11 protein-coding genes are annotated in these 11986 nt (G+C 47.1%); 4 read left to right on the top strand and 7 right to left on the bottom strand.

The window, feature by feature from the left end; translation table 11 throughout:
- Positions 1–56: 56 nt before the first annotated feature.
- The 5 genes from adk to FE785_RS10195 form a co-directional block, all read right to left on the bottom strand.
- Positions 57–704: an adenylate kinase gene (gene adk / locus FE785_RS10215; RefSeq protein WP_138565646.1), complete on the bottom strand. Its 648-nt coding sequence runs from the start codon at positions 702–704 to the stop codon at positions 57–59.
- A 119-nt stretch (positions 705–823) separates the two neighbouring features.
- Complete coding sequence (locus FE785_RS10210) at positions 824–1720, bottom strand: fructosamine kinase family protein (protein ID WP_138565645.1); 897 nt, start codon at positions 1718–1720, stop codon at positions 824–826.
- A 20-nt stretch (positions 1721–1740) separates the two neighbouring features.
- Positions 1741–4191, bottom strand: coding sequence for a penicillin-binding protein 1A (locus tag FE785_RS10205; protein WP_168188959.1), 2451 nt, complete (start codon positions 4189–4191; stop codon positions 1741–1743).
- 227 nt (positions 4192–4418) lie between these two features.
- Positions 4419–4631, bottom strand: a complete 213-nt coding sequence (locus tag FE785_RS10200) for a hypothetical protein (protein ID WP_138565644.1) — start codon at positions 4629–4631, stop codon at positions 4419–4421.
- A gap of 156 nt (positions 4632–4787) precedes the next feature.
- A complete protein-coding gene (locus FE785_RS10195) occupies positions 4788–5711 on the bottom strand; it encodes a YicC/YloC family endoribonuclease (protein ID WP_138565643.1) in 924 nt (307 codons plus the stop codon).
- A 138-nt stretch (positions 5712–5849) separates the two neighbouring features.
- Here FE785_RS10195 and rph point away from each other — a divergent pair, with 138 nt between their 5' ends.
- Both rph and rdgB read left to right on the top strand, forming a co-directional pair.
- A complete protein-coding gene (rph, locus tag FE785_RS10190; protein ID WP_138565905.1) occupies positions 5850–6563 on the top strand; it encodes a ribonuclease PH in 714 nt (237 codons plus the stop codon).
- A gap of 25 nt (positions 6564–6588) precedes the next feature.
- Positions 6589–7197: an RdgB/HAM1 family non-canonical purine NTP pyrophosphatase gene (gene rdgB, locus FE785_RS10185; protein ID WP_138565642.1), complete on the top strand. Its 609-nt coding sequence runs from the start codon at positions 6589–6591 to the stop codon at positions 7195–7197.
- A gap of 1 nt (position 7198) precedes the next feature.
- Here the strand turns inward: rdgB and FE785_RS10180 are convergent, their stop codons facing one another.
- Positions 7199–7609 carry a hypothetical protein gene (locus FE785_RS10180; protein WP_138565641.1) on the bottom strand — a complete coding sequence of 137 codons (411 nt, stop codon included), beginning with the start codon at positions 7607–7609 and terminating at the stop codon, positions 7199–7201.
- 87 nt (positions 7610–7696) lie between these two features.
- Between FE785_RS10180 and hemW the strand changes: the two genes are divergently transcribed.
- Complete coding sequence (hemW, locus tag FE785_RS10175) at positions 7697–8854, top strand: radical SAM family heme chaperone HemW (RefSeq protein WP_202978304.1); 1158 nt, start codon at positions 7697–7699, stop codon at positions 8852–8854.
- 164 nt (positions 8855–9018) lie between these two features.
- The gene (locus FE785_RS10170; protein WP_138565639.1) at positions 9019–11187 is read left to right on the top strand and encodes an AsmA family protein; all 2169 of its coding nucleotides are present in this window, start codon (positions 9019–9021) and stop codon (positions 11185–11187) included.
- A gap of 18 nt (positions 11188–11205) precedes the next feature.
- On the opposite strand, the gene trmB is transcribed toward FE785_RS10170, so the two are convergent.
- On the bottom strand, positions 11206–11928 hold the full coding sequence (gene trmB, locus FE785_RS10165; protein WP_138565638.1) for a tRNA (guanosine(46)-N7)-methyltransferase TrmB: 723 nt from the start codon (positions 11926–11928) through the stop codon (positions 11206–11208).
- Positions 11929–11986 lie beyond the last annotated feature (58 nt).

Here is an 11986-nt window from a genome sequence, read left to right as displayed (position 1 = left end):
CCTGTTCGGGCAGTAAGTAAGGGTTTTTTATTGGCTGTATTCAGCCGCTATCTGGCTTAAGCCAAGCCTTCAACAATCGCTTTTTCAACCTGGTCGATTGGTAGGGTTCCGTCAACCTTGATGTATTTCACCTTGTCGTTTTTCGCGGCAACATCAGTGTAGTAATCGATAAGCGGTGCTGTTTGTTTGTGATAAACATCCAGACGGTCTTTAACCACTTCCGGCTTATCGTCATCACGTAGAATCAAATCTTCGCCGGTTTCATCATCCTTACCTTCTTCTTTAGGCGGGTTATAAACCACGTGGTAAGTACGACCGGATGCGACGTGACAACGACGTCCTGACATACGCTCAACGATAACATCGTCAGCCACATCGATTTCGATCACCGCATCGATTTCAATCCCGGCTTCAGTCACCGCGTCGGCTTGAGGAACGGTACGCGGAAAACCGTCTAGTAGAAAACCGTTTGCGCAGTCTTCTTGAGCAATGCGCTCTTTGACCATGCCGATAATGATTTCATCGGTAACCAATTGGCCGGCATCAATCGCCGCCTTAGCCTGCTTACCTAGTTCTGTCCCGGCTTTGATCGCCGCACGCAGCATATCACCGGTAGAGATTTGCGGGATATTGTAGTGTTTGGTTAAAAACTGGGCTTGAGTCCCTTTACCGGCACCTGGCGCGCCTAATAGAATCAGTTTCATAGCAAAATTCCTGTTCGATTCGCCAATTAAATTGGCGGATATTTCAATAAAATTATTAAATTGGCGCCATTATACGTGTTTTCCAGGCGCCATCAAAGTTTGCCGCCGAAACAACGCCATCAAGTGCTGCATTGCGCCAATAGTTGCTTGATGCTGTTGAGTGCCTGATGCTCGTAGTGACCGCCAAACAGGTTGAAGTGATTGAGAATATGGTAAAGGTTATAGAGCGATTTTCGTTGTTGATAGCCAGCATCAATTGGAAAAACGCTTTGATAACCGTCATAAAAATCGCGGCTGAAGCCGCCAAACAGTTCGGTCATGGCCAAGTCCGTTTCGCGGTCGCCATAGTAACAAGCGGGATCAAAAATAACCGGTTCATTCCCATTTTTGTCTTTGATAAAAGCGCTATTGCCACCCCACAGGTCACCATGGAGAAGCGAAGCTTCGGGCTGATAATCGCTAAACCAATAGTCGAGGTGTGCAATCAACTGGTGACCTAAGTCAAAAAGCTCTTTACCGGCACCACGCAGTTGTGCCAATTCGAGTTGAGGTTTGAGTCGTTGCGAGCCGTAAAAATCAGTCCAGTCACTATGCCATGCGTTGTTTTGTGCGCTATGACCGATATAGTTGTCTTCAAACCAGCCAAAGGGTTGAGCATCCCGATTCACCGTATGATGCATATGTGCCAAGGAGCGACCGCGCTCGAAGTCATCGCCCTGATGAGTCAACTCCAGGTGCTCCATTAACAGCCAGGCTTGGTTGTTGTATTCGCCATAACCGAGCACTTTAGGGCAGCGCATGGTTAAGCTGCGTTGAATCGCCGCTAAGCCATGTGCTTCACAGGCAAACAGAGGTAGCAGGTGAGCTTGATTGAGCTTTAAGAACAGATTTTTGTCGTGACAATGCAGTTGGTAGGCTTGATGGATATCTCCGCCGGCAACCGAATGAGCCGTTTCGATATGGATTGGTTGGTTGAGTTGATTGCTGAGGTATTCAGAAAATGCTTGCCAATCCATAGCGGCTCCTTGTTTGTTATCTATTCAAATAGGTCTTCGGTAATTTCTTCGATTTTTTTCTGACTGACGCTTGGAATTTCCGGTGCGTTTTCTTCTCTAAAGATCTCTTCAACGGCTCCCGGTGTACCAACCGGTACCGCTTGACCTGTATCCTTATCAATCTGAATATTCACCAGCCCTTCCGGCTGCATAAACGGAATATTCGGGTAAGCTTTTAATGCCAATTCCATATACTCCATCCAGATAGGCAAGGATGCGCGCCCACCGACTTCACTTCTACCCAGGGTCGATGGGGTGTCGAAACCGGTCCATACAGTGGTAACAATATTGCCATTGAAGCCGGAGAACCAGGCGTCTTTTTGCTCGTTAGTGGTACCGGTTTTACCGGCAATATCTTCACGTTGTAAAGCGCGCGCCTTTCTACCGGAACCAATGCGAATCACATCCTGCATAATGCTGGTCATGATATAGGCGTTACGTTCTTCAATCACTCTTGGTGCATTCAGGTTGTCGCCTTCAATACATTGGTTATGTAAACAGGCACGTTTGGGTTCAGCCTTAAACAGCAAGTCACCATTAAAGTCTCTGACCTCTTCAATCAGATAAGGCTCGATCAGATAGCCTGTATTGGAGAAGGTGGCATAACCACGAGCGACTTCGAGAGGGGTGAATTGTACGCTACCCAATGCCAATGACAGGTCGCGGTGCAGGTTGATTTCATCCTGCGGGAAACCGAAACGCTGTAGGTAATCGGCAAAGGTGCTGATGCCAAGATGCTGTAACAGACGGATTGAAACCAGGTTGCGAGAGAAAGCCAAAGCTTTGCGCAGGCGCGTCGGGCCGTAGAATCGACCGGAATAGTTTTCCGGACGCCAAATATCCTCAAGGTTGCGGTCATGGAAAACCACTGGCGCATCATTGATGGTATTGGCAGCGGTCATGCCGTTATCTAGAGCGGTCGAATAAAGGAACGGCTTGATATTCGAACCAACCTGACGGCGAGCCTGGGTAACGCGGTTAAACTTACTCTTAAAGTAGTCATAACCACCGACTAAAGCCTTAATACGACCATTATGGGAATCCAGTGAGACCAGTGCCGATTCCACAGCCGGGTCTTGTGCCAGATGCCATTTGTCATCCAGTTTTTGCACATAGACCACATCACCGGTTTGTAAAACGTCACTCACGGTTTTAGGCGCTTTACCGGTACTGTTAACGGTGATATAAGGCGCAGCCCAGCTCATGGTATCAAACGTCAATTGATTGCGTTCGCCGTCTTCAATGGTGATTTCGGCATATTGTTTGGCAATATCGGTGACCACGGCAACTTTTAGATCTCCGTAGTTCCTAAAGTCTTTTAAGGCATCAAACAGCTCTTCATCATCGGTGAACTGATTCAAATCCAGTTGTTGGATTGGTCCGCGGAAACCATGACGACGTTCATAACGTTGCAGACCGTGACGAATCGCCTGATTGGCTTGCGCCTGTAATCGACTGTCAATCGTGGTAACAATGGTCAGACCGTTTTGTAAGGCTTCTTCACCGAAGTTCTCCATGGCAAAACTACGCGCCATTTCAGCGACATAACCTGCCTCGATATCGATATAAGAGGCATGTTTTTCGGCATGGACTTCAATCGCTTGGGCGGCAAGCATTTCTTCTTCGCTGATAAAGTTAAGCTCATGCATACGACGCAATACATAGTTACGACGCAGTTTGGCTCTTTCCGGGTTGGCGATAGGGTTGTAAGCCGATGGCGCTTTCGGCAGGCCGGCAATCATCGCGTATTCGTCAAGCGTTAATTCCGCCAAGGGACGGCCATAATAGGTTTGCGCCGCAGCCGCGACACCGTAAGAACGGTAGCCTAAGAAAATTTTGTTGAGATAGAGGGCAAGAATCTCTTCTTTACTCAGCTCATTTTCAATCTTGTAAGACAAGATGATTTCATTGAGTTTACGTAAATAAGATTTCTCACGTGTTAAGAAGAAGTTTCGCGCCACCTGCATGGTGATTGTCGAACCACCGGACTTTTTTTCACCGGTCGTTACCAATTCATAAACCGCACGTGCCAGACCTTTGTAGTCGACCCCGCCATGTTCAAAAAAACTCTCATCCTCTGAAGAGATAATTGCTTGAGTCATGCGCTCTGGAATTTCCGCATAAGTGATCGGCATACGTTTCTTGGTGCCGATTTCACTGATCAGTTGGCCATCAGCTGTGACGATTTTCAGCGGAACCTGGTAGCTGACATCCTTAAGTTCGGTCGCATCCGGCAGGGTCGGGTAGATGGTCAAGTAGTAATAGGTCGCGGCAGCTAACGGAATCAGTAGAGCACCAATTAAAAAATTGATGGCCATAAACCATTTAATAAAGCGCATCGTTGAGGACGTTTGACGAGATTTCTTTTCTGACGGAAGCGGTGCTTCGGCGGATTGCTCTGTTGGTTTTGCGTCTTTCTCAAGTTCGCTCATTTATCACTGCCTATGTGGTCAAAGCCAAAATTACAAATTCGGTGGATGAAAACTGTTTATAAAAACATTTTGTTACGTATTATAGCTTGAATTAATGAGCGGTGACACCGTGCCTATTGCAATGTTTCAGATTGCTTTCATGGTGACGTAACGGTTTTATTATCGACAAAAAACAAAAAACCCAGCATAAGCTGGGTTTTTCTAAATGGGGACAGTCCTGGAGACAATTACTTCTTGGAGTAACGACCTGACTTGATGTCACCCCACATCAACATTAAGTTTCCACCAACGATGAAAGTGATTGCAAGGATAACACCTGCGATACCGATGGCAACCTGAAGTGATTCTGGTAAAACACCAGACCAGATGCCTAGAAGAACCAATAAAGGAACTACAACTGTTACTACGATAGTTAGCAACATTTTTGTTAGGTTACTCATAATTTTTGCCTCAGCTAAAATGATAGTTTTTTCAATAATTCGAACTATACTCAGATTGAGTAAAAATTTCAACGGATTTCACGCTTTTGGCTTGATTTGCATCAACTTTGCGGTTTTTTTGCAAAAAAACGACCTTGTTCAGCTTGCTGTGAAGCTTTACTCGATGTTCTGGATCTGCTCACGCATCTGTTCGATCAAGACTTTCAGTTCAACGCTGGTTTGTGAGATTTCAATATGGGTCGCTTTAGAGCCTAATGTATTCGCCTCGCGGTTAAGTTCTTGCATTAAGAAATCGAGTCGGCGACCAATCGGTTTACGGGGTTCGCCGCCAACCGGTAGTCTTTGCAAAATATGCAGCACTTCTTTGATATGGGTTCTAAGTCGGTCGATCTCTTCGGTGATATCGGCCTTTTGGGCAAGAATGGCGACTTCCTGGTGAAAACGATTTTCATCAATCGTATCGGTCAATTCGGCGATTTTCTGGCGCAGCTTGTCGCTGTGTAGAGTGACAAATTCTTCCAGCTGAGGTTCCAATAAATTGAGTTGCTGGGCGATCTGTTGACAGCGGTCTTCAATAATATGAGCCAGTGCTTGGCCTTCTCGTGCACGGTTACGCAATAATACATTAATGGTTTTATCCAGACCTTCGAGCAGCTTCTGCTCAATAGCCTCCTGTTGCGGATGCTGTTCCTGGCTGATTAATAAGCCGGGCCAGCGTAAGATTTCCAGCGGATTGAGTTGATTGGCGTTGGGCAGGAGTTGTTGCACCCTCTCGATGGCTTGACCTAACGGGTCAAGCACATCGGGATTCACCGTCAGGCTGTCGTTGTTTTGCTGAACTTCGAAACTGAGGCTGATATCCAGTTTACCTCGGTTGATATGCGCTTTAATCTGTTCGCGGATCAAGGGTTCCAGATGACGGAAATTATCCGGTAACTTACAGTTCACTTCCAGGTAGCGCTGGTTGACGGAACGAATCTCCCAGCTGAAACGGCCAAAGTCTGCGTTCGATTGGAAGCGGGCGAATGCCGTCATACTGTGAACATTGTAGAGATGCGGTGAAGGTTCGCTAATCGTCATGACGATCTCCTCATCAGTTTGGCCAGCCATAAGTTATTGATATTCAGACAGCCTTAATCTTTAAGGCATATCGTTTATAATGCCGCTAATTTTATCAGTTTTCAAAAGGAATCCATTATGAATGACAAGACAACGGTTATTCGTCCCAGTGAACGTCAAGCGGATCAATTAAGAGAAGTGTCGATTACCCAGGACTTTACCATGCATGCCGAAGGGTCGGTTTTGATTTCATTTGGTAATACCAAGGTTATTTGTAATGCGACCGTGGAAGAGACGGTGCCGCCTTTTCTGCGCGGTAAACAACAAGGATGGGTAACCGCTGAATACGGCATGTTGCCGCGTTCGACCGGTTCGCGTATGCGCCGTGAAGCTTCTGCCGGAAAACAGAGCGGCAGAACCCAAGAGATTCAGCGTCTGATTGGTCGGTCATTGCGCGCTGCGGTAAATCTGAAAAAACTGGGTGAGCGTACCATTTTTGTCGATTGCGATGTGATTCAGGCCGATGGCGGCACACGTACCGCATCGATTACCGGTGGTTTTGTGGCTTTGCAGATTGCTATTGAAAAGTTAATCGGGCAAGGGCTTTTGGCTGAATCGCCAATTATTCAGAATGTCGCTTCTATTTCGGTCGGTGTTTATCAGGGAATGCCGGTGTTGGATTTGGACTATGCAGAAGATTCAACTGCGGAAACCGACATGAATCTGGTAATGACCGAAGACGGCCGTTTTATCGAGGTGCAGGGAACTGCCGAAGCCGAACCTTATAGTATGGAAGAGCTTAATGCGATGTTGGCACTTGGTAAAAAAGGTATTGAAGAGCTGGTCGCGGCGCAAAAAGCGGTGATGGCATAAGCTCATAGATAAAGGATTGTTTGTTATGCAGACTGTGGTGTTAGCTACCGGCAATGCCGGTAAAATTCGTGAAATGGCCGATATTCTGCAGCCGCATGGTTGGCAGGTAAAAGCGCAAGCCGAGTTTTTTCAGGATGAAGCGGAAGAGACCGGCTTAAGTTTTATTGAAAACGCCATTCAAAAGGCGCGTTTTGCCGCACGGAAAACCGGCTTGCCGGCGATTGCCGATGATTCCGGTATCGAAGTGTCGGCGCTGCGTGGTATGCCTGGCATCTATTCGGCACGTTATTCACAGGATATTCATGGCGCGGATGCGGATGATGAAACCAATCTGCAAAAGCTATTGGATGAATTGACTCAGGTTGATGATCATCAACGTCAAGCGAGCTATTACTGTGCCATGGTCTATGTCGAGCATGCCGACGATCCGACACCGGTAATCGGTTTAGGGCGTTGGTATGGTGAAATCCTGCGTGAAAAACGCGGTGATGGCGGCTTTGGTTATGATCCGATTTTTTGGCTCGAAGAGTTCAATAAAACCGCCGCAGAACTCGATAAAGAGCAGAAAAACCGTGTCAGTCACCGCGCTCAGGCTTTGAACGCGCTAGTCATGCAGTTGCGCCGTGGAGCTTGACTTACTTTACCGAAAGAGTGACTTCAACGCCCTTATTGGAGATTAAATAACGGCGTCCCATACCGCTGTTTGCCATGGTGCCGACAATATTATGCTGACCTCTGACGACACCACCGAGCAAGATGTTTTGTCCATCGATTTGGCAAATATTGTTGCTGAGTTGGTAGATATGGCGCAGACGATGCGGATCCAAATGGGCTTTTGCCGATAGAATACAGTTTTTTGCCGGCCCGGTTAATACCCGGAAATTAACCGTTTTAGGTTGGTCTGGGTGAATCTTGCCGATGACCGGGTTAAGCAGAATTGCTCTGGCATTAACGGCTTTGGAGTCGTTTTGCGCATAGCTGACTGCAGGGTTAAACAGCAGGCCGAAGCCAACAAGATTAAGTAGGACCAAACGAAAAGCTTTCACAGGATTCCTCCTCTCTGTCATAGAGCTTCTTAGTCATAATACTTACCCTAAAAAATTAAATCAATACAAAACAGATGGTTATATATTGTGAAATTTAATCAACCCTTACCTCTCAGCCTTTATGTGCATTACCCTTGGTGTATTCAAAAATGCCCATATTGTGATTTTAATTCACATACCCTTAAGGCTGAGATTGACGAAGCGGCCTATATCGATGCGATGTTGAAGCAGTTGGAATTGATGCTGCCGCAGATTTGGGGGCGTCCGATCAAATCGATTTTTTTCGGTGGTGGTACTCCGAGTTTGATTTCACAAGCCGGCTTACAGCGTTTTATGTCACAAGCGCGAGCCCTGTTGGGTTTTTCACCGGATATTGAGATCACCTTGGAGGCCAACCCGGGCACGGTGGATTATGAAAAATTCGCCGGGTTTTTCGATGCCGGTATCAACCGTTTGTCGATGGGAATCCAGAGTTTTGCCAATGATAAATTAAAGGCGCTGGGTCGCATTCACAGCAGCGAAGAAGCCAAAAGAGCGATTGCCGCCGCAAAAAATGCCGGCTTTGGCAATTTCAACCTCGACCTGATGTTTGCTTTGCCGCAGCAGAGTCTGCAACAGGCGCTCGAGGATGTGGAGCAAGCGTTGGAGTTCGCCCCGCCGCATTTGTCGCATTATCAATTGACGCTGGAACCGAATACGCCGTTCTATCGTCACCCGCCGCAACTGCCTGATGATGATTTGGCTTGGGATATGCAGTTGGCTTGTCAGGAGCTATTGGCCAAATCCGGTTATCATCATTATGAAGTCTCGGCTTATGCACAGGCTAATAAAGAGTCGCGCCATAATCTCAACTACTGGCAATTCGGTGACTATATCGGTCTTGGCGCTGGCGCTCACGGCAAGATCACCATGGCACCTGAAGGTCGCATTTTCCGTACGCAGATGCCGGCATCACCGGGTGGTTACATTGCCGAGATGCAGACAGCCGAGCCTGGACGAACCACTTGGCTGCAGGGCGCTGACGTCAGTTTCGAATTTATGCTCAATGCATTAAGACTGCAGGACGGTTTTGATTTGGCCTTATTTGAACAGCGTACCGGACTCAGTCTAAGTTTGATTGAAACGACTTTGACAAGCTTACAAGCGCAGCAGTTGATTGCAATTGATAATCACTGGTTGAAGCTGACGGAGCGTGGCCGCAACTACCTTAATAATGTAGTTGAAGCCTTTTTACCGGCTTCTTGAGTTGACGCCGCTTTCACTAGTCTGCCAGACTATCTCAAGCTTCCTGCGCTGATTCAAGGCGCTAAATCACCGATAATCTGACAATAGAGTTTGTCTTATCATGAAATCCTTTATGATTATAAGACAATCAGCAGAATTAACATGAGCAGGAACGGATTGCTTGTATGGCTACAAAACACAGTGAAACCCGAACAGAGAACAAAAACGCATCTCAAGTCGATGCGAGTCAGGCGCAATGCCAAACGGTGGCTTGTCCTAAGCGCCGCTTTAAATGGACCCGCCGCCTGTTGACCTTGTTGATTACCATTCCGATATTGTTGTTCCTAGCCTTTGCCGGAGCGGTTAAGCTGATGGACTTTAATCAATATAAACCGCAGATTGAAAAAGAGATCGCTGAGCTTACTCAGCGAGAATTCGTTATCGACGGAGATATTGAGGTATCGGTGCTGCCCTTTATGCTTTCCATTGGGCAAATGACGTTAAAAAACCCTCAGGGTTTCGAACAACCCAACCTGTTAACCATCAAAGAAGCACAGTTAGAGCTGTCTTTACCGGATCTGTTTTTAGAGCAGAACTTAAATATTAAAAGCCTTGAGTTGATAGAGCCGTCAATCACCTTTATCAAAAGAGAAAACGATAATAACTGGCAGGATATGCCGTTATTCGCCAGCTTGGATAAGCGTGTTGGTCTTGCCCGGCTGCAACCGGCGATGATCACAGGCCAGCAAGCAAATATGCTGGTTGAGGTGGCCAATGCACCAGCGCAGAAGGCAACGGCACCGGTGAGCGCGAGCAATGAAAAATGGGTACTGGAAAATTTTAGTGTTCAGGATGCGCAGGTTCGTTTTATCAATCAGGTCGATGATTTTGAAATCAGCCTGAAGCAGGTCGATTTATTGGCGTTTGATGTCTTGCCGCATGAGCCGTTTCGCATTAACAGCCATTTTATTTACGAACACAGTGAGTCACCGCGTACTTTTGAATTCGAGGTCAATGCCAAGCTGGCATTATCCGATGATTATAGCCAACTGTATCTAAGTGATTGGAACGGGGTGTTCCGTTTGCAGCTGCCAAGAGAAGATAATCGTCCGGATATCCGTTTGGCGACCAGCGGTAAAAACCTGATGGTCGATTTTAGGCACCAGCAGCTTTATGTCCATAAAGCACAGCTCAAGGGGCTCAATGCCGAAGTCGAAACCAGTTTTCAGGGCGAATATGGCGCCAACCCTTCCTATAAGGGTGAATTCAGCGCCGAATCAATCGATATTCCTCGCTGGTTGGACAGTTTAGGTCTGCCTATGCCGGAAGGGGTTGCACCGCAGGCTTTAAAAAATACCGCTGGCAAATTTTCCTGGTCTTGGGACGGTCAATGGTTGAAATTGGATAAAATCGATCTGCAATTAAAGCAACAAGATAAGGCAGATGCCAAACTCAGCGGCAAGATCAGCTGGGCTTTACAAGCGACTGGCCAAAGCACATTTGATTTACAGATTAGCGCTCTGGATAGCAATGCTTTGGCGCAGCATCCGGCAAAAACTGAGCAGGGAGCACAGTTCAATCATATCGATCAGGCCTTATTGGCGCTGATTTCCCAAGCGCTGAAGCAGCAGTTGGACAAGCCCGATAGAGGGGATAAGCTGCTGGGAAAGTTGCAACTGGCTGATGTTCGCGTCGCGAATGTCGGCATCAAGCAAATCAATGCCGAGATTCATGTTAAAGACAAGCGGCTTGAAATTGCACCATTAGATATTGAATTTGCGCAAGGTAAGTTGACATCGCAGTTTGCCTTTAATGGTAAAACACAACAACTTAGTTGGCAGGGTGGTGCAGAAAAGTTATCGCTAGGCGCTTTTTTGCCGAGCAATAAATCCTTGGACGGTGTGCTCGATAGCCGTTTTTACTGGCGCACCCAAGGTATTAAACCGGCGCAATGGCAGCAAAATCTGAATGGTCTTTGGAATAACCGCTTAACTCAGGCCAAAGTCTATGGCATGGATGTGAACGGTTTGCTCGGTGGTGAAATCGTTTTGCATACTGCCAATTTGGCCAAACAGGCATATACAGAATTCAGTCGGATTGATATTCAGGGAAGTTGGCAGCAGGGCATCTATGCGCCGAAACGTTTTAGTGCGCAAAGCGAACGTTTTCAGGGTAACGGTTATTTCAGTTGGAATCTGTTTGAAGAGCAGATTGAAGGGCAGTTGTTATTGACGCTGCAGGCCAGCAATCTGCTAACCGCTTTACTGCAAGGGTCGCAAATCAAACTCTTGTTTGCCGGGCCGGTGGCAGCGCCAAAATGGTCTATCAATCTGGCGCAGTCCGGTCAGTCTTGAGGATGTGTTAAACGGGGTTTATACTCGTTCGAAAATCAAATCCCAAACACCATGACCCAAGCGGTGTCCTCGCTGTTCGAATTTGGTTAGCGGGCGATAATCAGGACGCGGCGTAAATTCACCTTTGCCGCTGATATTGCGATAATTTTCAGCCGCACTCATCACCTCCATCATATGATGAGCATAATCTTCCCAGTCGGTTGCCATATGAAACTGGCCACCAAGCTGCAGGTGTTTGGCAATGGTCTGCGCGAACAGCGGCTGCACTATTCGTCGTTTGTGATGGCGTTTTTTATGCCATGGATCAGGGAAAAACAGATAAACACCGGCCAAGGCGTCCTGTGGAATCGATTTTTCCAACACTTCAATCGCATCATGGTTAAAGACGCGAATATTGGTCAGACCTTTTTCCTCGACCAGTTTTAGCAAAGCGCCTACACCCGGACGATGTACCTCAATACCGATATAGTTCTGTTCAGGATTGGCTTCAGCCATCGCCGCCAAACTGGTTCCCATGCCAAAACCGATCTCGACAATGGTCGGTGCCTGACGACCGAACACTTCGGTCAAATCGAGTTTTTGTTCGCCGACTTCTAAACCGAATTTAGGCCATTGAGTATCTAATGCTTTTTTCTGCGCGGCGGAAAGGCGTCCCTGACGCAGTACAAAACTTTTAATACGGTGTTGGATTTTTTCGCCATTGCTCTGGTTTTCAGGCTGTTCAGAATGGGTATCGGTCATAGTTATGCTTACTGTCTGGTTGTCGACTCATAAGATCTGTTGTGCTCTATGCAAGACA

The sequence above is a fragment of the Thiomicrorhabdus sediminis genome, from assembly GCF_005885815.1.
In the GTDB taxonomy this organism is placed as follows: Bacteria; Pseudomonadota; Gammaproteobacteria; order Thiomicrospirales; family Thiomicrospiraceae; genus Thiomicrorhabdus; species Thiomicrorhabdus sediminis.
This window is presented reverse-complemented; position numbering and strand designations above follow the sequence as displayed.